Raw genomic sequence first — 22,291 nt, forward strand, 5'->3', positions numbered from 1 at the left:
CGGGATCAAGATTGCCGGTCTGACGCACATCTTCTGTCATCGCCTCCATTGACTTTTAGAGCAATAACTCTAAAAATCAGATGACATCAACAACGATTGGATGACGGACATGCTAGCGAAACGTATCCAGCCCATGGTCTTCCAGGCGCGCCGACTGTACGTGGAACTGATGTTCCAGGTGATGGGGCGAGCCCTGCAGGCTGTGAGCGAGGTGGACGAGAAGGTTCAGAACGAAGCCCGGGCACTACCTGACGGTTTCCTGTTCGAGATGATGGTGATGCCGGATGGCTCAAAGCTGATCGTCGAGCATACCGGCCAGGGGCGTTTCCGTTACCACGGTGACAAGGCCCCACGGCCGATCGACCTGTCGATTCAGTTCAAGCACATCGCCCACGCTTTCCTGGTGCTGTCTTTCCAGGAAAAAACATCAGTGGCTTTCGCCAATGACCGCATGCTGGTGGATGGCGACATCAGCTATGCCGTGCGGATGACGCGGGTACTGAACCGGCTTGAGTCCTTCATCCTGCCGAAAATGGTCGCCGAGCGCGCCGTGAAGGAATACCCGGCCGACCTCCACCTGCCGGAAAAGCTGATCAGCGCCGCGCGCATTTACCTGAAAGTTGCCACCAATTTCGTTGAGACAGTGAGAGCGTGATGACCAATAAATACTATGAGTTCTTCTGCCCGGTAAAAGTCATTGCCGGCAAGGCCGCCCTTGAACACATCCCTTACGAGCTGACCGGAATGGCTGCCAAACGGCCAATGATCGTAACCGACAAGGGCGTGCGGGCTGCGGGCCTCCTGGAACCCGTGATCGCAGCTTGCGAGGAAAGCGGGCTGGAAATAACCACCATCTATGATGACGTTCCGCCTGACTCCTCGACCACGGTGGTACGCGATATCGCCGGCATCTATCGTCAGGAAAAGTGCGACTCCATCATCGCCGTGGGCGGCGGTTCGGCGATCGATACCGGCAAGGCCGTCAACATCCTGGTTTCCGAGGGTGGTGACGATATCGCCAAGTACAGCGGTGCCGGTGTGCTCAAGCACCCCCTGAAACCGTTTTTCGTTGTGCCGACAACGGCCGGCACCGGCTCCGAAGTCACCTCTGTTGCCGTGATTACCGATGAGGCCAAGGGCGTCAAGCTCCCCTTCACGTCATCGTTCCTGCTTCCGAACGCAGCCATCATTGATCCGCGCATGACGCTCACTCTGCCGCCCCACATCACTGCGGCAACGGCGATGGATGCCATGACCCATGCAACGGAAGCCTTCACCTGTATGGCCAAGAACCCGCTGAGCGATGCCTACGCCACTGCGGCGATCAAGAAGATCAGCCACTCCCTGCTTAACGTGATGGACAACCCGAAAGACAGTGACGGCCGTTTGGAACTTGCCCAGGCCTCGACCATGGCTGGCATTGCCTTCTCAAATTCCATGGTAGGTCTGGTGCACGCGCTCGGGCACGCCACCGGTGCTATCTGTCATCTGCCTCATGGTCTGTGCATGAGCCTGTACCTGCCCTATGCACTGGAGTACAACCTGGAAACCATCCGGGAGCCTCTGGGCGAGCTGCTGCTTTACCTGGAAGGCCCGGAAGTGTTTGCAGCTACGCCGGCAAGCCGCCGGGCAGAGGCCAGTATTTCCGCCATTCGCAAGCTGCGTGACGCCCTGTACAAGCGCTGCCAATTGCCACGCACGCTGAAGGAAACCGGCAAGGTAACCGAAGATCAGCTGGACCACATCGCCGAGATGGCGTTGGATGATGGCTCCATCATGTTCAATCCGAAGGAAGTGACACTGGAAGATGCCCGCGCCGTTCTGCGACGCGCCTGGGCCTGATCTGGCATGCAGGGCCCCCGCTTGGGGGCCCTCCGTTCGGATTGTCTGAAGATAGAATTCAAATCATTGAAAATAATCGGGGAAGAGAGGACAATTAGTTACTTCTGGCAGGGAAGATAGCCGGGTTCGTTTTCCACCTACAGTACTGTTTCGTAGAGAGCCCCCTCCTCATGAAAAACCGACTTTCCTGCCGCTTCTCTCCCATTCTGGCCGCCCTCCTGTTTGCTCTGGCGACACTTTCGCCTTCTGTATTTGCCTCTAAGGAAAAACAGGTTTTCCGTTTCAATGTTTCTCCAAACGGTTACCCACCCTACCTTATCGTGCATCAGAACCAACCCTCAGGAATCATGTGGGATGTGGTGTCCGTGGTTGCCCGCCGCCTTGGCTACACGGTAATCGCGGAGCAGATACCACGAAAACGGGTTGATCAGATGCTGCTTGAGGGTTACATCGACGGAACGCCGAGGGCCCGGGAGTGGGCCGATGATCCGGAGCAATTCCTGTTTACCGACCCGGTGGTGGACATCGAAGAGGTGTTTTTCGTTCCAGCGGAATCGGGGTTCTCCTACCAGAGCCCCGACGACCTGATTTCAAAAACCATCGTCACCCATCTTGGCTACCGCTATCCATTGCTCGAGCCCTACTTCGAAGAAGGTCGGATACGCCGCTTTGATGTTTCCCGGGACAAGGACATGTTTACCTTCGTGCTGCACGGCGACCGTTTTGATGCCGCCATCGCTGACCGGCTCGTGGGCAAGTGGATCCTGCGGAATGAGGGGCTGCGGCAGCACTTCGATATTACCCGCGAGAGCATCAGCAATTATGGCTTCAGGCTGATGTTGCGTAAGGACTGGCACTCCTTTGCCAATCGATTTAATGAAGAGTTGGCCAAGATGAAGAAGAATGGCGAACTCGACGCCATTCTTGCCAATTACCGTTAGTCGCCGCCTCTACTCCAGACGCCTGAGCAACAGCATTGGCGAGACGCTCAGAACCGGACGAAGCTGCCAGCGGCCAAACAGGGCCAGAACGACAGCACTCACCAGCGGGATGGGCAGTACCACGTGCCAGTGCCATTGGAATGCACCCTCGAACATCCTGAATTGAAGCGCCCAGACTGCCGCTTCGGCGGCAACCACTCCAAGCACACCCGCAAAACCACCCAGCAACGCAAATTCGAGCATGGTGCTGCGAACCAGCAACCTCTGGCGCCCGCCAAGTGTTCGCAGCAGCGCGCCTTCCCGCTGTCGATCCTGAAGCGTCGCACTGACGACTGCAGCCATCACCACCAGCGCGGCGGCAAGGATCAACGCCAGAATGGCTTCAATCGCCTGGGTTACCTGACGGACGATCTCCTGGATCCGCTCGATCACATGATCAATTTCCAGAACGGAAACCGTCGGGAACTGCCGGGAAAATTCGTTCAGGGCATCTTTCTTGTCCTTGGGCAGGTAAAAACTGGTAATCCAGGTCGCGGGCATCTCGGTGAGCCCGCCCTCCGGCGGGAACGCCATGTAGAAATTGGGCTTCATGCTGTCCCACTGGACCGTCCGAATACTGGTGACGGCTTCTGTCACCTTTTCCGAGCCAATGGTGAACGTCAGTTCGTCGCCCAGTGACAGTCCCAGCTTTCCGGCCAGCTCCGCTTCCACCGAGACACCTTCCTTCTGGTTTTCACCAAACCAGGCGCCCTCGACTATCTCGTTGTCGTCCGGCAAGGCCGACATCCAGGTCAGGTTCAGTTCACGGTTGAGAGCATTAACATTCTCATCCTTGCTGACCGTTTCCTTGACTGGCTGACCATTGAGTTCGGTCAAGCGTCCTCGAACCATCGGGTAAAGTTTGTCCAGTGGCTGGCCACGCTCCTGCCAGAACGAATCGACGTCCTCGACCGCTTCCGGTGCAATATTGATCAGGAAATGATTGGGCGCGTCATCCGGCAACTGGGCCTGCCAGTCTGTCAACAAAGAGGTACGCACCAATATCAGCGTGGCCGCCAGCATCAACGTCATCGCAAATACGGCAATCTGGGAAAGACTGGCCCGGCGATGCCGGTACAGCCCCACCAGGGCCAAACGCCAGGCGTTACCACCGCCGCGAACCTTGCGCAGTGTTGCAACCAACAGCCAACCCACCAGGCCAAGTGCCCCGAGCAGCAACGCAAGCCCCCCCAGAAGGGAAACCACCAGGGCAAGTTCGCCCGCATACATCCACACAAGCCCGAAAACCGCCACAATGGCAATTATCATATCCGGCAGGGCCTCGCGCCCGGTTTCACCGGGCTGGCTGCGCAGTACACGCATCGCCGGAACATTGCGAAGCCTGCGAACGGGAGGATAGGCAAACGCAAACAGAGAGACCAGTGCCGTCAGCAAGGCGGGCACCAATGCAGACGGATCGAGCTGAAATTCCACCGGGCGCTCAAGCACCTGGCTCAGCATGTGAATCAGCAACCAGTACAGCGGCATCGCGACCAGCAGTCCGCCCACGATCCCGGTGACACCCCAGAGCGCGAGGCGCTTGAGGTACAGACCGCCAATACCCGCACCGCTGAGCCCCAGCGTTTTCAGAAGTGCCACGGTATCGCGCTGGGAAAGGGCATACTGACGACTCGCCACAGCCACGGCCACGGCGGCAAGCAGGACTGCAAGACTGCCACCCAACAGCAGGAATCGCTCGGCTCGCTCGAGTGAGCGCGAGAAGGTCTCGCCATCCCGGACACCCGCCCATTCATGACTGGGTTCGAGTCTGGGTTCCAACCATTGGTAGTACGATTCCAGCGCAGCTTCATCACCGGCAAACAGGTAGACGTATTCAACCCGGCTGCCCTCCTGGATGACCCCGGTGGCGGCCACATCATCCACATGCATCATCACGCGGGGGGCCAGTGCCGACAGCCGGAAACCGCCGTCCGGCTCCCGGATGAGCAGGCCGGACACGGTAAGATTCAGATTACCAACTTCAAGCGACTCGCCGACTTCGAGATCCAGCAGCCTGAGCAAGCGCGGGTTGATCCAGACCTCTCCTGGCCCGGGCCCCTGATTTACCAGCTCCCGGGTACCTGTCGGGTTCCGCTGGATTTCGATATCGCCACGAAGCGGATATTCATTGCTCACGGCCTTGACTGACACCAGCTGGAAATTCTCGTCACCGAACACCATGGTGGAGAATTCCACCATTCGACCGGTTTTCAGGCCCTGATCGGCGGCTTCCTGAAGCCAGGCGTCCGGAATCGGTCGGCCATTCTCTGCCTCAAGCTGGCGATCCGCTGCCAGGAACGAGCTGGCTGAAGAAACCAGGGTGCGTTGAAGCTGACTGGCAAACAGGGCAATGGTGGCGACAGTGGCAACGGCGATGATGAGAGCGGCCAGAACGACGCGAACATCCCGTTCCCGCCAGTCCCGGCGAACCGACATGAGTTTTTTTGCAGCAGCCATCAGTGCGCCATCTCCTGGGCTGCTTCCGGTTCGCTCAGAACGCCGGCTTCAATATGGAACTGCCGATTGCAGCGAGCCGCCAGGTGTTCATCGTGGGTTACCATCACCAGCGTTGTGCCCTGCTCCCGGTTCAACGCCATCAAGAGATCAGACACTGCCTGACCGGTGCGGTTATCCAGGTTGCCCGTCGGCTCGTCAGCGAACAGGATCAGCGGCTCAGACGCAAATGCCCGCGCGATGGCAACCCGCTGCTGCTCACCACCGGAGAGCTGTCTGGGTGTGTGGGTCAGCCGTTCGCCAAGCCCAACCCGTTCCAGTAGCTCACGGGCCCTCTTCTCCGGCGACGCCATGCCGGCAAGTTCCAGCGGCAACATAACGTTCTCGAGCGCGGTTAGCGCCGGCAAAAGCTGGAAAGACTGGAATACAAAACCAACCCGGTGTGCGCGGAGTTTTGCCCGCTCATCCTCGCTGAGCTTGCTGATCACCGAGCCGTCCAGCTCCACCGTCCCCTCGCTGGGCGTATCAAGACCCGCCAGCAAACCCAACAGGGTGGTTTTACCAGAACCGGAGCGCCCGACAATGGCTACGGATTCTCCCCGATTGATTTCGAGAGTGACCCCTTGCAAGATCGTGAGCGTATCGGTTTCAACACTGACGCGGTGGGTCAGGTTATCTACCCGTAACATTGGGCTCTGGCTATCCGGGTTAACATTGGTCATCTGATTCACGGAATCTCCCGATCCTGGGTCTCGAAAACGGCTTAAAGGTGTATTGGTTGTCTATGCATACGGCATTGGTGTACGTCAGATCAATTCTTTTTCTCGTGTTTGCCGTGCTGGCGCTGCCGGCAGTGGCCAGTCAAAACACGCTGCTCATCGTAGGTGACAGCCTCAGTGCGGCCTATGGAGTGCCCTCCGAAACTGCCTGGGTGCAGTTGCTGAGAAACCGGCTCGAGAGCAAAGGGTTGAGCGACTGGGAAGTGGTCAATGCCAGCATCAGCGGAGAAACCACGGATGGCGGTGCCCGCCGGCTGCCTGATCTCCTTGAGGAGAACGAGCCCGACGTCGTGGTCATTGAATTGGGTGGCAATGATGGCCTTCGCGGCTTCCCCCCCAACGTAATCGAATCCAATCTCGCCTCCATGATCGAAAAGGTGCAGACCTCGGGTGCTCGCGCCGTACTGGTGGGCATGCAGATACCGCCCAACTACGGACAGCGCTACACAGAGATGTTTGCCGAAATCTATCCGAAGCTGTCTGACCGATACGACACCGCGTTGGTTCCCTTTTTCCTCGACGGCATCTACAACCAGGCCGGGTTGATGCAGGACGACGGGATTCACCCGACCGAGGAAGCCCAGGGCAAACTGCTGGAGAATGTCTGGCCGGTGCTCAAACCGATCCTGCAATAAAGATGGTTCAGGTCAATCCCTGGAGGAATGCCAGCGCACGGCGCTCTGACCAATAAAAGCCATCTTTCGAATGCTCGACAAACCCGACGTGGCCGCCCCAACGAGGAGCTTCGAGGCGCACATGAGCGCCCAGCTCCCGCCGGGATTCCGGAAAACAGCGCGCCGACAGAAATGGGTCGTCAGCGGCATTCACCATCAGCGCCGGCACGCGGATATCTCGCATTCGCCCCAATGCTGAACACTGGGCCCAGTAATCCCGGGCATTGCGGAAACCGTGCAGAGGCGCGGTGTAGCGGTCATCAAACTCATGAAAGCTGCGAATGGCATCAAACCCCGAAATATCAATCAGGTCCGGAAACCTCTCCGCCTTTTCCTCCATTTTTACCTTCAGATCCCGGAGAAAGCGCTGCATGTAGATCTTCCTGCTGGGCAACGCCAGCATATCTGCGCTGCCGGCCAGGTCGCAGGGAACCGAATAGGCAACGGCTCCGCAGATCCGGCTATCAACACGCTCGCCCTGTTCGCCCAGATAAAGCAGCGTCAAATTGCCCCCCATGCTGAACCCGGAAAGAAACAGGGTGTCGTAAGCACCTGACAACCCGTGGTTGACCACCAGGCCGAGATCCTCGGTGGCGCCGCTGTGATAGAACCTCGGTTGCCGATTCATAACCCCGCCGCAAGAGCGGAAGTTCCAGGCAAGAACATCCCAGCCTTCCCGAAGCAGGGCGCGAGTTAAACCGAGCACGTAGGGCCGCCTGCTGTGACCTTCCAGACCGTGAGACAGGATGGCCAGGCGATCGCTACCCTGCCGGTACCAGTCCAGGTGCAGTTCGTCGTCATCCGGTGTAGCGATCACTTCCGGCTCCGGTTCCACCATCGGGACTTTGCGAAACAGTGTGGGCCAGACAGACTGAACGTGGCCATTGCGCAACCACGGCGGGGGCCGGTAGTGAAGAGTCCTGCTTTCGTACAATTTTTAGCCTTTCATATCAGGGGGTTGACCCCGTAAACCAAAGCGCTTAATATGCGCGCCACTTGATGCTGTTCCCCGATAGCTCAGTTGGTAGAGCAACGGACTGTTAATCCGTTTGTCGCTGGTTCGAGCCCAGCTCGGGGAGCCACTTATTCCGAAATGCCGCTGATTCTTCTGAACCAGCGGCATTTTTCGTTTACGGCCTCAGAAAATCTGCTCGCGCTGCATGAATTCGGTCAGCACGCGGAACAACGTGAACCCATCCTCGGTGCCAATCAGCTCCCGAATGGAATGCATACCGAACTGGGGCACGCCAATATCCAGCGTGGTTACACCCAGGTTCCCCGCCGTCAGGGGCCCAATGGTGCTGCCACAGCCCATATCGCTCCGAACCACAAAGGTCTGGTGAGGCAACCCCAGCTCGTCACTGATGTGCCGGTAAACTGCTGCCGATCGACTGTTGGTGGCGTACCGCTGGTTATGGTTGACCTTGATCACCGGCCCCTGATTGAGAATCGGGCCATGATTCTCATCATGTTTATCCATGTAATTCGGATGAATGCCATGGGCATTGTCCGCCGACACCATCATTGAGTTGGCAATAGCACGAGCCTTGCCAGCGCCGACCCAGCGGTCCAGAACCGCTGTCAGGAACGGCCCTTGTGCACCTTCGGCAGACATACTGCCAACTTCCTCGTGATCGTTGCAGACCAGCAACGCGGCTTCGTCCCCGGAGGTTTTCAGCAGCGACTGGAGGCCAATATAACAACTCAGAAGGTTGTCCAGGCGAGCCGAGGCGATGAAATCATCACGCAATCCGACAAACGAGGCTTCACGGGCATCGTAGAAACTGAGCTCGTACCCCAGGACCTTGCGGACAGTGAGCCCGGTCTCCGACTTGACCTGCTGGGACAGCAGATCCACGAAGCTGGTGGTATCGCTCTCAGGAACCTGCATCAGAACCGGTGGCAGATCGGTCTGTGGGTTAACCGTGCGATTGCTGTTGGCTTCTCTATCAAGATGGATTGCCAGGCTCGGAATGAATGCCACAGGCTTACGGAAATCCACCAGGGTGTCCCGTACCTTGCCGTCTTCATCCAGCACCGTCACCCGACCGGCCAGGGAAAGATCCCGGTCAAACCAGGGATTCAGCAGCACACCACCGTACACTTCGACACCCAACTGGAAGAAGCCCTTGCGGCGGAGCTCAGGGTTCGGCTTGACCTTCAGGCAGGGGCTGTCGGTATGAGCACCCACCATGCGGATTCCCGAGGTGGTGACATCTTTGTTGCCAGCTCGGAAGGCGACAATTGAGGAGCCGTTACGGACAACGTAATAGCCCTGGTTGCTCACCAGCGACCAGTCTTCCCGCTCATCCAGCTCCTGAAACCCGGCCGCACTCAGCCGTTGTTTCATGGTGTCGACCGCATGCCAGGGTGTGGGGGAAGTGTTCAGAAACTTCAATAAATCTTTGTTAAATTCAGCGTGTTCCATGATGTCCCTGATTAAAAGATAATTGCGCCAACAGTATGGCATGAAGCCGTAAAGCCTCATACTGCGTCAACGGACATTCCCTATAACCGGGTCACAAATCAACCATCACCGGGAGCCCAACGTGCCAGCACCGAGATTTCTCGACATTGAATACTGCCAGACCGACGATGCGCTGTTTCCCACCGCCATGGCCTGGTCGCTGGAAGACGGCCGAATGAAAACCGTGGTTATCGCCCCTTCCGACGACTGGCTCCCGGAAGATGGTGACCTGGGTGATGTCGACCTTCTCTACCTTGAAGAACAGGGCGTGCCCCTGATCGAGCTGGTCCGGGAACTGCACCAGGATCTGCCCGACCAGACCGTCTTCGTGGACGGCCTCGATCCGGACGAGATTCTGGTAGACCTCATTTTCACGGCCGTGGCACAGGAGGCCCCGTTCGAAATCGCACCCATCAGTGAGCTGATCACAGGCCTGGACAGCGAAACCCTGGAAGACCGCCGCCGCCAGCTCCTGTTCGAGGAAAGCCTGGAACCCCAGTTGCCTGAAAATGGCGTCTACGCACTGCTGCTGATGGCGCGGGAAGAGGGCCTGTTCGACGAGGATTGAGAAACAGCAGGAATTGACAGGGGGAAGTGTGACACGGGTCGACGTAACAAACGGTTACACGAGGCAGAATCAGCCCGTATTCGCCCATGTCAGGAAGCCCGATAACAATGAACAAGGTTGTGCGAACGCCCCTCGTCTGTCCGCTTGTCCCTGCCCTGCTCCTCGCATCCCAGGCCGCCCTGGCCCAGGAAACGCCAAGGGCCGACAAACACTACATCGGGCTGCTGGCAACCACCTACAACCACCGCACCATCGGTGAAAACACCAAGGAAACCGCCTGGGGCACTGGCGGAACCCTGGTGTTGGGTGGCCATATCACCGATCTGTTCCACGCCGAGCTGCGAGCCGGCGGCGGTTTCAAAGACGCCAAGGTCCCGAACAGCGACCTCACGCTGAGCGTTGACTATTACGCCAGCTGGTACATGGGCCTGCACTACCCGATCACCGACTACGCCAACGTTTACGGCCAGTTCGGTTTTTCCTATATCCACGGTGAGGGCGAGATCAGCGATCCCGCAAATGACCGCAACAACGCCTACCTTGATCTCGACGGCGAATTTCCGGACAGCGGTTTCAGCGTCAGCTGGATCGCCGGTCTCGACTTTGAAGTGATGGACGATACCTTCCTGGTTTTTGAAGGCGGGAAGTTGTTCGAAGACACCGCAACGGATGTGAATACCTTCCAGTTCTCCGGCGGCGTGCGCTACGAGTTCTAAAGTGTCGGTCGGATTACGCTTCGCGAATCCGACCTGCTATTCGATAGCGGTTACGCCTTGTGGCGAATGTGCCAGCACCTGTGGATCCGGGCGTTGCGCTGAAAATCCTTGTCCAGGGTATCCCGAGTAACTTCGGCAATCTCAAACTCGCTTTCCAGTACCTCGTCCAGCTTGAACCGCCGGAAGTTGTTGGAAAAGATCAGCAACCCGTCGGAACTCAACCGCGCCATGGCCTGCCGGACCAGTTTCGGATGATCCTTCTGGATATCCAGAACGCCCGCCATCCGAGCGGAATTGGAGAAGGTAGGCGGGTCCATGAAAATAAGATCGAACCGCTGGTCTACTGTGTTGCGGTCCGCCAGCCAGGCCAGGCAATCCGCCTGCTCTACCCGGTGCTTCTTCGGGTCGGCGCCGTTCAGGGCCAGGTTTTCCTCGGCCCAGCCGACATAGGTCTTTGACATATCCAGGCTCAGAGACCGGCTGGCGCCTCCAACCACGGCATGCACAGTAGCCGCGCCGGTATAGCAGAACAGGTTCAGAAACCGCTGGTTTGCCGAGTGTTGCTGAATCCAGTGCCGCACCGGCCGATGATCGAGGAACAGTCCGGTGTCCAGGTAATCCTTCAGGTTCACCTTCAGCACGCAGCCATGCTCGTGAACCTTGAAGAACTCGCCACTGGCCGCCTGCTTTTCGTACTGGCTGGTGCCCGTCTGGCGCTGACGCTGCTTGCACACCATCTCTTCCCGCTCCACGCCCAGCGCTTCGGGAATAACCGCAAGGGCTTCGGCCAGGCGTTCACGGGCGGAGCGCTCGTCCACCGATTTCGGCGCGGCATACTCCTGCACGTGAACCCTGCCCTCATAGATATCGATTGCCAGGGCAAACTCCGGCATGTCGGCATCGTAAAGACGGTAGCAACCAATGCCCTGCTTTCTTGCCCACTGGCCAATGGTTTTCATGTTTTTCCTGAGGCGGTTGCGGAGCATGGCCGCACGTTCCTCGCTGGCAATACGAGGGGTAACCTCACCGGGAATATCGGGCGCCCGAGGTGTCATGGCGCTGACGTCATTGATCTCAAACAGCAGCAACTGAGCGGGCAGCTTGCCGTTGAAAAGTCGATACTGCTTGTAGCTCCGCAAACCGATGGATTTACCGAATTCCGGGGCGCCGGTAAATACGCCGAGGCGCCAACCCGGAACCGTGCGTTTCACTGCATCACCCAGGGCCTGGTACAGGGCGCCCAGCTCCCTGCGCTCACTCAACCGCTCGCCGTAGGGAGGATTGGTCAGCACCAGCCCCTGATCGGACCAGTCACCCTCCAGATCCAAAGCGTCGACCGCCCGCGCTTCAACGTGGACAATACTCTCCAGCCCCGCTCTCTGAATGTTTTTCCAGGCCGTCGCGATGACCCGGCTATCCTGATCAAAGCCAGCCAGTCTCGGGACGCGCCCCTGTTTGCCTTCATGGGCGCGGCGCTCCGCTTCCTGGCGCAGGGACAACCAGAGTTCCGGCTGATGGCCAGGCCATTTCTCGAAGCCGAACCGTTCCTGCTTGCGGCCGGGCGCCATGTCCAGCGCCATCATGGCGGCTTCAATAACAAGAGTGCCGGACCCACACATCGGGTCCACGAAATCGCCACCGGCCGCGGCAATCTCGGGCCAGCCCGCGCGCATCAGCAATGCTGCCGCCAGGTTTTCTTTCAGGGGGGCTATCCCTTTATCCGTACGGTAGCCGCGCATGTGCAGGCTGTGACCACTAAGGGCGATGCCCAGTGACAGTCTTCCCCGATTGAGACGGGCGGAGACAATCACATCGGGATTCTTGGCATCTACTGAAGGACGAGGGCCGCCGTTGGCCTGGAACCGATCCACAATGCCGTCCTTTACCCGTTGCGCACCGTACTGGGTATTCCGGATGGCCTCGTTCTGGCCGAGGAAAGTCACCCGGAAGCTGCCATGCACCGGAATATGCTGCTGCCAGTCCATGTGCACAACGCCGTCATAGAGTTGATCGCCGCTGTTGGCATCCACTTCATCAATATGAAGGATCAAGCGGTTGGCCAGGCGTGACCACAGGCAAGCGCGGTAGCCAGCCTCCAGAGAACCTTCCACCCAGACTCCGGCTGGCGCATTGCGCACGGTGTCCAGGCCAAAGGTGCTGAGCTCGTCCGCCAGAAGGTATTCAACTCCCTTCGGGCAGGTTACGAAAAATACAGATTTGGACAAGTTCAACTCCTGGTTCATCGACGGCTTGAGGTAAGTTTCCGGAATAACGGCTGTTCCGGAAATTGCAGCAATTCGTTAGTTCACATAACTATAAAAAAAGCGTCACATAGATGAAATAATTAGTGTACATCCGCGCAAGGTTCGACTTACCTTGTAATTGACGCGTCGTTCCGGAGGGCACTAAACCCTCCGTTAACAGGATCCTGACTGCTCTGGCTTGAGCTGACAATAGTGGGTTATCCCGGAGGGGTAACACTTGTCGAAGCCACTGCAGATGTGTACACGCTTGTTCTGTTAATCCATTAGTGAGGAACGGCATGAAAAGACAGAAAAGAGACATGTACGCTCGTGCATTCAAGCGGGGTTATCTCGCTGGCGTGTCCGGTAAATCAAAAGACAGCTGCCCAATTGAACAGGCCGAAGTTCGCCAGGAATGGCTAAACGGGTGGCGAGAAGGCCGCACAGATCAATGGGAGGGCATGACCGGCGTATCCGGCATCCATAAACTGGCTAACGTTACGACAGCGTGACGCCTCAACTAACCCCGATTCTTAATCTGATCTTTTTACACACAATTTGACGCAGTACTCAGAGCAACCCAAACGGGGCCTCCCGCCCCGTACCATGCGATGAAGCGCCACGGGGTTCATTCCCCGCTCGGGCCCGCTAAGCGGGCCCACCTTCGTTATGGGGCGCGGTAAATCACTTGACCTGCCGGATAGCCTCAACAGCCTCTTTAATAAGTTCAGGCCCCCGGTAAATAAAACCGGTGTAGATCTGGACCAGCTTGGCACCGGCCCGGACTTTCTCGGCTGCACTTTCACCGTCCATAATGCCGCCGACACCAATAATCGGTAGTGATTCCCCCAGTTCCGCGTAAAGCCCCCGGATAACCCTGAGAGAAGGCTCCCGCACCGGTGCACCGCTGAGGCCACCAGCCTCATCGGCATGGGTATGACCTGCCACGGCATCCCGACCGATCGTTGTATTGGTGGCAATCACGCCATCAAGGCCCGTCTCACGCAGGGCGGATGCCACGAAGCGGATACCGTCATCGTCCATGTCCGGGGCGATCTTCACAGCCACAGGCACATACCGGCCATGCTCCTTCTCACACTGGAACTGTTCGTCCTTGATGGCCTCCAGCAGGCCCTTCAGAGAGTCTCCAAACTGCAAATCCCGAAGGCCGGGCGTGTTGGGCGAGGACACATTCACCGTTATGTAATCGGCCCGACTGTAAACTGCCGAAATTCCCTTCCGGTAATCGGACTCGGACTGGTCGTTGGGCGTGTCCTTGTTCTTGCCAACATTGATTCCAAGCACGCCCTTGTAGCGGCGCTGATCCACACGGGCCAGCAAGTGGTCCAGTCCCTCGTTATTGAAACCCATCCGGTTAATGATGGCCTGATGCTCCAGCAGCCGAAACATCCGTGGTTTGGGGTTGCCGGGCTGCGCCAGAGGCGTCACGGTACCGACTTCAATAAAACCGAAGCCCAGGGCGCCAAGCGCATCGAGGTGATCGGCGTTCTTATCCAGACCTGCGGCAAGCCCGACGGGGTTCGGAAAATCCAGCCCCATAACATTCACTGGCAATGAATCTATCTTTGGTGAAAAAGCGCTCAAAACGCCTAATCGGTGCGCAAGATCGAGACCATTCAATGCAACATTGTGAGCTTGCTCCGCTGGAAGGCGGAAAAGCAGATTGCGGATAACGCCGTACATCTGAAAAAACTCCCCTGATCCAAGTGGGCGGAGTATACCGGAAGTTTTCCACAGCATCCCGGGATAGAACCAAATCAGCTGTAAATGACTGTATCATGGCACTCTCATGACCTTTTCCACGGAATCTGTGGATAAACCTGTTGAAAATCGCGGGGCAACGGTTGCCATCCCTTGATAACTGCGCCAATCTACAAATTGATCATTTTTTGACCAGTTATTTTTATGTTTATTTTCAATCGTTTATATATTTTTCTCATGGCTGTCGACAAATACTAAACAAAATGTTACCCAGTCATCGTTCTGCAATGATGTGCATAAATCACTTGAAATCCCCTCTTTTAGCCACCCCTGCCAAAGCCCTTGAGAATAACGTTATACTGGCACCTGTCTTCTGATCTGGAGTGCATCAATGCAAGAGCCGATTTCCCCCGCCCAACAGCACCGGGAAAACCTCGCGGGCGAAATGAAGGCGGCCTCGCGCGTGACCATTATCGGAATGATTCTCGATGCCGTACTCGGGGTCATAAAAGTCATTGGTGGTGCTCTTTTTAACTCCCAGGCCCTGCTGGTGGATGGCATTCACTCCTTTACGGATGTTGCCTCTGATCTGGTTGTTCTTGGCGTCATGAAGGTATCCCGCCAGGAGCCGGATGACGACCATCCTTATGGCCATCAGCGAATCGAAACCTTCGGCACTCTGGTTCTGGGCAGCATCCTGATTGCCGTTGGCGCCGCCCTGGCCTGGGAAAATACCCTACGCCTGATAGAGGGTGGCGTGGATACTGTGCCTGGCTGGCCGGTTCTGGTGGCAGCTGCAGCGTCTGTTGCGGGCAAGGAATGGATTTTCCGATACACACGCCACGTCGGCCTGAAGATCCGCTCGGATCTGATTATCGCCAATGCCTGGCACAGCCGAACCGATGCGTTCTCCTCAGTCGTGGTTCTGGTGTCCACGGCCGGCGCCATGCTCGGCATGGTCTGGCTTGATGTGTTCGCGGCGGTGGTGATCGCAGGCATCATTATCCACATTGGCTGGAAGTTTACCTGGGACAGCGTCAAGGAACTCGTGGATACCGGCCTCTCCCAGGAGGACACGGAGATGCTCAAGAGTATCGCCCGGGACACAGACGGAGTGCGCAACGTGCATGAACTTCGCAGCCGTCGTATGGGGCACGACATTCTGCTGGATATTCACCTGGTGGTTCGTCCGGAAATCAGCGTATCGGAAGGGCATCAGATCGGCATGCAGGTTGTCTCGGGAATGCGGGATGCCCTGGACAACATCCGGGACATCAACTTCCACATCGACGCCGAAAACGACGAAGATCAGCCGCTGACCTCCGAGCGCCTGCCCTCCCGTGAAGACATCCGGGCCATCCTGGCCCGACACCTGGGAGAGTTGCCGCAACACAGCCGGCTCCGGCTGCACTATCTGAAAAACAAGGTGCATCTGGAGCTGTTCCTGGACAGCCCCGAGGGTGAAACCGTCTTCTCATCCTCAAACATCAGGGAAGAGCTCGGTGATTACCCCTGGTTTGGGAGTGTCCGGGTCTGGGTGGCCGGCCCCTGAAAGCCGCCGGCCATAGAACCTAGCGACGCCTGTTCTCTTCCATCCTTGAAAGAAACTCCTGCATGATCAGAGTGTAGAGCTCGCCCCCCAGGAAGCGGTCTTCCACGCCCGCATCAATGCTCGGGTTGTCGTTGACTTCGATGACGGCAACCCGGTTGCCTGACTGTTTGATATCCACACCGTACAGCCCGTTGCCGATCAGTCTGGTGGCATTCAGGGCCGCCTGAATGACATTCCTTGGCACCTCATACGTGGGCATGGTCTCAAAGCCACCGCTCTCACTCTCGGATTCGCTGTGCTGATAGATCTGCCAGTGGCCTTTCACCATCATGTACTTGCAGGCGTAGATGGCCCGCCCACCGAGCACACCAATACGCCAGTCGTAATCGGTGTAAAGGTATTCCTGAGCCAGCACCAGGGCGGACTGCTTGAACAGGTCTCTCAGCCCGGCACGGAGGGTCTTCTCGTCTTCGGCCTTGGTTACGCCGCGGGAAAACGCACCATCCGGGATCTTGATAACTACCGGAAAACCCAGCTCACTGATGACCTGCTCGACAGCGTTTTTCTGATCTTTCGACAGGATGAGTGTCTTGGGTGTGGGAACCTTGTTGTTCTTCAGGAGATCTGCAAGGAACACCTTGTTGGTGCACTTGAGGATCGACACCGGGTCATCAATGACCACCATGCCCTCAGCGGCCGCCTTGCGGGCAAACCGGTAGGTATGATGATCAATGGCAGTGGTCTCCCGGATGAACAACCCATCGTATTCCGGCAGGCGCATATAATCCCGCCGGGTAATCTGCTCAACGTTGATACCCAGCTTGCGACCGGCTTTCTCGAAACGCTTCAGGGCAACCTTGTCACTCGGCGGCATCTCCTCATCGGGATTGACCAGCACCGCCAGATCATAGCGGTAACGGCGTCGGGTCCGTGGCTTACGCCAGACCATGCTGCTGAAACGATCCAGGGCCGCCGCGAACACGTCCTGCTCCTGCTCACCCAGATCCGCCGGAGCCGCCGGCTTCATGGACTCGATTTGCCACTGCTTGCGGCGCTTGAAAACAATTTCAAGAATCGGACAAGGGAACCGCTCGAACAGCGCCCGGGCGACCGGCTTCAGATCCGGGTGCTCGGCCTGGCCAAAGTAGGTCCGGACCCGCACTTCGTGGGTGGCCGCGCGCTCATCGCTGGCAGGGTCAATTGCCGAACCCGCTGCTTCCAGCCAGTTAATGACGCTTTCATCAAGCTCTTCCAGCTCAAGTGAAAACAGTCCTTTGCGGCCGAGATCATTGAGCGTCATCACCGAGGGTACGACATGGTGACCACGGGCTTCCGCCAGGAGTGAACAATAATACCCCTTGCTCAGGTAACGGGCGCTCTGACACAGGTTGATGACCCTCACCCGACTGGCGGGCGGAGCTGAGAACTGGAGGTACTGGTCAAACGTCAGCACGTCCTCACTGGGGTAATAAGGCGCCCAGTCTTTGGAGCGGTCCACTACGATAAGCAATCGGGACATTGAAGGCATTCCTCCCTGAAAGGTCTTGCCTGTGGTAATTGAGGCCACAATACGCCGGTCACAATCGCTGCACAATCGGCGCATAATGCGTGCTTTTACGCATCCTTGTGGTCTTTGCGTTACCCTGACTCTCACACATAATAGCGGAGTACGGGAAGCCCACCAGCATGCCCTCCTCGCGTTTTTCAAGGCCGTCTCTCAATGCCTGATTTCCAGCTCCGACAAGCCTCCAGCAAGGACCTCGACGCCCTGGTCTTGCTCGAAAACCGGTGCTTCACCGAAGACCGCCTCTCTCGGCGGAGTTTTCGTCGCTTTCTGGAAATGCCCAGAGACCGCTTGATTGTGGCCGAGGCCGATGGCGAGCTGGTGGGCTACTGCCTGGTTCTGATGAGCGCTGCCACCCGGCTCGCCCGGATCTACTCCATTGCGGTGTCGCCAGCTGTGCGTGGCCAGGGCGTGGGCGAGAAACTGGTACGGGAAGCAGAATCGGAGGCGGTGGAGGCTGGCCGTATCATCATGCGCCTGGAAGTCCGCGAGGATAACAGAGGCGCCATCAACCTCTACAAGCGCCTGGGCTATCGCCAGTTCGGCACCTACCGGGACTATTACGAAGACCACGGAGACGCCCTTCGCTTCGAGCGAAGGATTCTGTTCTACGAGCCTTCAAGAGAATTTCCGGCCGTTCCCTACTATCCGCAGACCACGGATTTCTCCTGCGGGCCGGCGGCGCTAATCATGGCGATGGCAGCTCTGGATGAACAGCAACCACTCACAACCCTGGAAGAACTCAGGCTTTGGCGAGAAGCGACCACCATATTTATGCTCGCCGGCCACGGCGGCTGCGGCCCTCATGGACTGGCGCTCGCAGCGTGGAATCGGGGTTTTGAAGCCAGCGCCTGGATCAGCATGGAAGGAGCCCTTTTCAAGGACACCGTCAGAAGCGAGGACAAGAAGCGGGTACTGGAGCTGGTACACGAGGGCTTTTTACACGACATCGGCAAGACAGGCATTCAGCTACACCATGACCCGCTGACCCTCGAAGCGATGGAAGAAGCCCTTCACGAAGGCAGAATTCCGGTCATCCTGATCAGCACCTGGCAACTGAATCGCAGCCGCGTGCCCCATTGGGTCACCGTCTGCGCGATTGACGACCAGTTCGTGTACCTGCACGACCCGGAAATCGATGCTGAACTCGGCGAAACCGTGGCCGACAAGCAGTACCTGCCGGTCGACCGCCGGGTGTTCAGCCAGATTTCACGGTACGGCAGGAACCAGCCATTGCAGGCTGCGATCATCGTAGGGCCCAAGCGACCGGCCTGATCAGCCGGTCCGCAGTGCCGCCTCTTTCAGCTCGGCGATATCATCACGCAGGCGCGCAGCCGTCTCGAAATCCAGTTCGGAAGCGGCCTTGTACATTTCATCCTCAAGCCGGGACACCTCCTTGAGGACCTCCTCCGGCGATCGATTGCCAGCCTTGGCCCGATACTGTTCCGCCTCTTCGGCTGCTTTCTGCCCCGGGCGCTCGGCCTTGCGACGGCCACGGCCGCCGCCTCCGGCACCTTCCATGATGTCGGCAATCTTCTTGTTCAGGCCCTGCGGGGTAATGCCCTGTTCCAGGTTGTGAGCTTCCTGCTTGGCCCGGCGACGCCCTGTCTCATCAATAGCCCGCTGCATGGAGCCTGTAATCCGGTCACCGTAGAGAATGGCCTTGCCGTGGACATTCCGCGCCGCACGACCCATGGTCTGGATCAGTGAGCGCTCGGAGCGCAGGAAACCTTCCTTGTCAGCATCCAAGATGGCCACCAGCGAAACCTCGGGCATGTCCAGACCTTCCCGCAGCAGGTTGATGCCCACCAGCACATCGAATTCCCCCCGCCGGAGGTCCCGGATGATCTCCACGCGCTCGACGGTGTCGATGTCCGAGTGCAGATAGCGAACCTTGATGTCGTGTTCCATCAGGAAGTCGGTGAGATCCTCGGCCATACGCTTGGTCAGCGTGGTCACCAGAACCCGTTCCTTCACCTTCACCCGCGTATGGATCTCCGAAAGCAGATCGTCCACCTGGGTAGACGCGGGACGCACCTCGATTTCCGGGTCCAGCAGGCCGGTGGGGCGCACCACCTGTTCCACCACCTGACCCGCATGCTCGGCCTCGTAAGTGGACGGGGTTGCGGATACGAAGATCATCTGGGGCGCAATTCGCTCCCACTCTTCAAACTTCATGGGTCGGTTATCCAGCGCCGACGGGAGGCGGAAACCGTACTCAACAAGGGTTTCCTTCCGAGACCGGTCGCCCTTGTACATGGCGCCGATCTGGGGAATGGTCACGTGAGATTCATCCACCACCAGCAAGGCATTGGGCGGCAGGTAATCAAACAGTGTCGGCGGTGCCTCACCTGGGCGGCGACCCGAGAGGTAGCGCGAGTAGTTCTCGATGCCGTTGCAATAGCCCAGTTCCAGCATCATTTCGATGTCGTACCGGGTTCGCTCTTCCAGGCGTTGCGCTTCCACCAGGCGGTTGTTGTCCCGCAGCTGCTGCAGCCGCCCATCCAGTTCAACCTTGATATGCTCGACCGCATCCAGCACCGTCTGCCGGGGCGTCACATAATGCGATTTCGGGTAGATGGTGACCCGTGGCACTCGGCGCAGGACCTCACCGGTCAACGGGTCGAAATAGCTGAGATTCTCAACCTCGTCATCGAAGAGCTCGATGCGGATAGCTTCCTTCTCGGATTCCGCCGGGAATACATCGATCACATCGCCGCGTACCCGGTAATTGGCCCGGTGGAACTCGATATCGTTCCGGGTGTACTGAAGTTCGGCCAGGCGTCGGAGGATGTATCGCTGATCGATCTGATCGCCCCGGTCCAGATGCAGCATCATCTTCAGGTAGGACTGGGGGTCACCGAGGCCATAGATAGACGACACCGTCGCCACAATGATGGCATCCGGTCTTTCCAGCAATGCCTTGGTGGCAGACAGACGCATCTGCTCGATGTGCTCGTTAATGGAGGCGTCTTTCTCGATAAACGTGTCCGACGAGGGCACGTAGGCTTCTGGCTGGTAGTAGTCGTAGTAGGAAACGAAATACTCCACCGCATTGTCGGGAAAGAACTCCTTGAACTCACCATAGAGCTGGGCGGCCAGCGTCTTGTTATGGGCCATGATGATGGTAGGCCGCTGGACCTGCTGGATGACATTAGCGATGGTGAAGGTTTTACCGGAGCCGGTTACCCCCAGCAACGTCTGGTGTGCCAGGCCAGAGTGGATACCATCCACCAGCCCCTCGATTGCCTTGGGCTGATCTCCCGCTGGCTGGAACGGTGAATCAACCTGGAACACACCCTCTCTGGCGGAAACGTTTGCCTGATTACTGGCCATAACTGGCGGAAACCTCCGGTAAAACCGACGCACGGGCGAAACAGCCCCTGCCATTCGAGAAATTTAGCGATACACTGGCTTCATGATACCATCAGTGCGATCGACGGCTGGGCGTAAATCAGCCAGCAGCTCTGGCACCCGGCGGTCGCAGCCCTATCAGACGCAGCTTTAAGGAGCGCAAGTTTGGACCTTCAACTTTCCAGCCGAGTACAGGCTATCAAGCCCTCTCCCACCCTCGCAGTCACCAACAAGGCCGCGGAACTCCGCGCAGCAGGCCAGGACATTATCGGCCTGGGTGCCGGCGAGCCGGACTTCGACACACCTGATCACATCAAACAGGCAGCCATTGAAGCCATCAATAACGGCCAGACAAAATACACTGCCGTGGATGGTACGCCAGCCCTGAAAAAAGCGATTATTGCGAAGTTCAAACGGGACAACGGCCTGGATTACGAAGCCAACCAGATACTGGTAAGCAGTGGTGGCAAACAGAGCTTTTTCAACCTCGCACTTGCCACACTGAACCCGGGTGACGAAGCCATCATCCCTGCCCCGTACTGGGTTTCCTACCCGGATATGGTGCTGGTGGCTGAAGGCAAACCCGTGATTATCGAAACCGGTGCTGAAACCCGCTTCAAGATCACTCCGGAGCAGCTGGAAAACGCGATTACCGAGCGTACCCGCCTGTTCGTGATCAATAGCCCCTCGAACCCGAGCGGCATGGCCTACACCCTCGAAGAGCTGCAGGCCATCGGCGAGGTGCTGAAGAAGCACCCGAACATCATGATCGCCACCGACGATATGTATGAGCCGATCCTCTGGACCGGCAAAGCGTTCTGCAACATCCTGAACGCCACGCCTGAGTTGTATGACCGCACCTTCGTCCTGAATGGCGTATCCAAGGCCTACTCCATGACTGGCTGGCGTATCGGCTACGCCGCGGGCCCGGCGAAAATCATCGGTGCAATGAAGAAGATCCAGTCCCAGAGCACCTCCAACCCGGCCTCCATCTCCCAGGCAGCGGCACAGGCTGCGCTGGATGGCGATCAGGGCTGCGTGGGCGAGATGGTCAAGGCCTTCAAGGAACGCCACGACTGGCTGGTAGAAGCACTGAACAAGCTGCCAGGCGTTGAATGCCTGAACGGCGACGGTACCTTCTATGTGTTCCCCAGCTTCCAGGGCGCCATCGATGCGGATTCCAGCGTCAGCACCGACGTTGAATTCGCCGAGAAACTGCTGACCGACGCCGGCGTGGCACTGGTCCCGGGTTCCGCCTTCGGTTGCCCTGGCCACATGCGCCTGAGCTTTGCGACCAGCATGGAAAACCTGGAAAAGGCTGTCGAACGCCTTCAGAAAGCGCTTGGCTAAAAAGTTCTGGCCAGGGGTTGACGGGG

The 22,291-nt window shown here is 57.9% G+C and carries 18 protein-coding genes and 1 tRNA gene; 11 read left to right on the plus strand and 8 right to left on the minus strand.

Annotated features, from left to right (window positions below; all coding sequences use genetic code 11):
- Positions 1-109 precede the first annotated feature (109 nt).
- From KYE_RS07545 to KYE_RS07555, 3 genes are all read left to right on the plus strand, one after another.
- The gene (locus tag KYE_RS07545) at positions 110-655 is read left to right on the plus strand and encodes a hypothetical protein (RefSeq protein WP_008172020.1); all 546 of its coding nucleotides are present in this window, start codon (positions 110-112) and stop codon (positions 653-655) included.
- Entirely contained in the window at positions 655-1,842 is a 1,188-nt protein-coding gene (locus tag KYE_RS07550) for an iron-containing alcohol dehydrogenase (protein WP_008172021.1), read from the plus strand. Before KYE_RS07545 ends, KYE_RS07550 begins: the two co-directional genes overlap by 1 nt.
- Before the next feature lie 170 nt (positions 1,843-2,012).
- Positions 2,013-2,783, plus strand: a complete 771-nt coding sequence (locus KYE_RS07555) for a substrate-binding periplasmic protein (protein WP_008172023.1) — start codon at positions 2,013-2,015, stop codon at positions 2,781-2,783.
- Positions 2,784-2,792: 9 nt separating this feature from the next.
- Here KYE_RS07555 and KYE_RS07560 read toward each other — a convergent pair whose 3' ends face one another.
- Positions 2,793-5,279: an ABC transporter permease gene (locus KYE_RS07560; RefSeq protein ID WP_008172025.1), complete on the minus strand. Its 2,487-nt coding sequence runs from the start codon at positions 5,277-5,279 to the stop codon at positions 2,793-2,795.
- Complete coding sequence (locus KYE_RS07565; protein ID WP_008172027.1) at positions 5,279-5,998, minus strand: ABC transporter ATP-binding protein; 720 nt, start codon at positions 5,996-5,998, stop codon at positions 5,279-5,281. Before KYE_RS07565 ends, KYE_RS07560 begins: the two co-directional genes overlap by 1 nt.
- A 62-nt stretch (positions 5,999-6,060) precedes the next feature.
- On the opposite strand from KYE_RS07565, the gene KYE_RS07570 reads away from it, so the two are divergent.
- Positions 6,061-6,690 carry an arylesterase gene (locus KYE_RS07570; protein ID WP_008172029.1) on the plus strand — a complete coding sequence of 210 codons (630 nt, stop codon included), beginning with the start codon at positions 6,061-6,063 and terminating at the stop codon, positions 6,688-6,690.
- A gap of 7 nt (positions 6,691-6,697) precedes the next feature.
- Here KYE_RS07570 and KYE_RS07575 read toward each other — a convergent pair whose 3' ends face one another.
- The gene (locus tag KYE_RS07575; protein WP_227497786.1) at positions 6,698-7,546 is read right to left on the minus strand and encodes a YheT family hydrolase; all 849 of its coding nucleotides are present in this window, start codon (positions 7,544-7,546) and stop codon (positions 6,698-6,700) included.
- 189 nt (positions 7,547-7,735) lie between these two features.
- On the opposite strand from KYE_RS07575, the gene KYE_RS07580 reads away from it, so the two are divergent.
- Positions 7,736-7,811: transfer RNA gene (locus KYE_RS07580), tRNA-Asn, on the plus strand.
- A gap of 56 nt (positions 7,812-7,867) precedes the next feature.
- On the opposite strand, the gene KYE_RS07585 is transcribed toward KYE_RS07580, so the two are convergent.
- Positions 7,868-9,157 carry a M18 family aminopeptidase gene (locus KYE_RS07585; protein WP_008172033.1) on the minus strand — a complete coding sequence of 430 codons (1,290 nt, stop codon included), beginning with the start codon at positions 9,155-9,157 and terminating at the stop codon, positions 7,868-7,870.
- A 121-nt stretch (positions 9,158-9,278) separates the two neighbouring features.
- Between KYE_RS07585 and KYE_RS07590 the strand changes: the two genes are divergently transcribed.
- Entirely contained in the window at positions 9,279-9,764 is a 486-nt protein-coding gene (locus tag KYE_RS07590; protein WP_008172035.1) for a hypothetical protein, read from the plus strand.
- 107 nt (positions 9,765-9,871) lie between these two features.
- Entirely contained in the window at positions 9,872-10,480 is a 609-nt protein-coding gene (locus tag KYE_RS07595; protein ID WP_008172036.1) for an outer membrane beta-barrel protein, read from the plus strand.
- A gap of 50 nt (positions 10,481-10,530) precedes the next feature.
- Here the strand turns inward: KYE_RS07595 and rlmKL are convergent, their stop codons facing one another.
- Complete coding sequence (rlmKL, locus tag KYE_RS07600) at positions 10,531-12,723, minus strand: bifunctional 23S rRNA (guanine(2069)-N(7))-methyltransferase RlmK/23S rRNA (guanine(2445)-N(2))-methyltransferase RlmL (RefSeq protein ID WP_008172039.1); 2,193 nt, start codon at positions 12,721-12,723, stop codon at positions 10,531-10,533.
- A gap of 299 nt (positions 12,724-13,022) precedes the next feature.
- Here rlmKL and rmf point away from each other — a divergent pair, with 299 nt between their 5' ends.
- On the plus strand, positions 13,023-13,235 hold the full coding sequence (gene rmf, locus KYE_RS07605; protein WP_008172042.1) for a ribosome modulation factor: 213 nt from the start codon (positions 13,023-13,025) through the stop codon (positions 13,233-13,235).
- A gap of 172 nt (positions 13,236-13,407) precedes the next feature.
- On the opposite strand, the gene KYE_RS07610 is transcribed toward rmf, so the two are convergent.
- Positions 13,408-14,427 (minus strand): quinone-dependent dihydroorotate dehydrogenase, encoded by a 1,020-nt coding sequence (locus KYE_RS07610; protein ID WP_008172044.1) that lies wholly within the window; start codon positions 14,425-14,427, stop codon positions 13,408-13,410.
- Positions 14,428-14,836: 409 nt separating this feature from the next.
- Here KYE_RS07610 and KYE_RS07615 point away from each other — a divergent pair, with 409 nt between their 5' ends.
- Positions 14,837-15,997 carry a cation diffusion facilitator family transporter gene (locus KYE_RS07615; RefSeq protein ID WP_008172046.1) on the plus strand — a complete coding sequence of 387 codons (1,161 nt, stop codon included), beginning with the start codon at positions 14,837-14,839 and terminating at the stop codon, positions 15,995-15,997.
- 19 nt (positions 15,998-16,016) lie between these two features.
- Here the strand turns inward: KYE_RS07615 and KYE_RS07620 are convergent, their stop codons facing one another.
- Positions 16,017-17,516 carry a RimK family protein gene (locus KYE_RS07620; RefSeq protein ID WP_008172049.1) on the minus strand — a complete coding sequence of 500 codons (1,500 nt, stop codon included), beginning with the start codon at positions 17,514-17,516 and terminating at the stop codon, positions 16,017-16,019.
- Positions 17,517-17,717: 201 nt separating this feature from the next.
- On the opposite strand from KYE_RS07620, the gene rimI reads away from it, so the two are divergent.
- Complete coding sequence (rimI, locus tag KYE_RS07625) at positions 17,718-18,836, plus strand: ribosomal protein S18-alanine N-acetyltransferase (RefSeq protein ID WP_008172052.1); 1,119 nt, start codon at positions 17,718-17,720, stop codon at positions 18,834-18,836.
- Here rimI and uvrB read toward each other — a convergent pair whose 3' ends face one another.
- Entirely contained in the window at positions 18,837-20,897 is a 2,061-nt protein-coding gene (gene uvrB / locus KYE_RS07630) for an excinuclease ABC subunit UvrB (RefSeq protein ID WP_008172053.1), read from the minus strand. It lies immediately after the preceding gene.
- 183 nt (positions 20,898-21,080) lie between these two features.
- Here uvrB and KYE_RS07635 point away from each other — a divergent pair, with 183 nt between their 5' ends.
- The gene (locus KYE_RS07635; protein ID WP_008172055.1) at positions 21,081-22,265 is read left to right on the plus strand and encodes a pyridoxal phosphate-dependent aminotransferase; all 1,185 of its coding nucleotides are present in this window, start codon (positions 21,081-21,083) and stop codon (positions 22,263-22,265) included.
- Positions 22,266-22,291 lie beyond the last annotated feature (26 nt).

The sequence above is a fragment of the Marinobacter manganoxydans MnI7-9 genome, assembly GCF_000235625.1.
In the GTDB taxonomy this organism is placed as follows: Bacteria; Pseudomonadota; Gammaproteobacteria; order Pseudomonadales; family Oleiphilaceae; genus Marinobacter; species Marinobacter manganoxydans.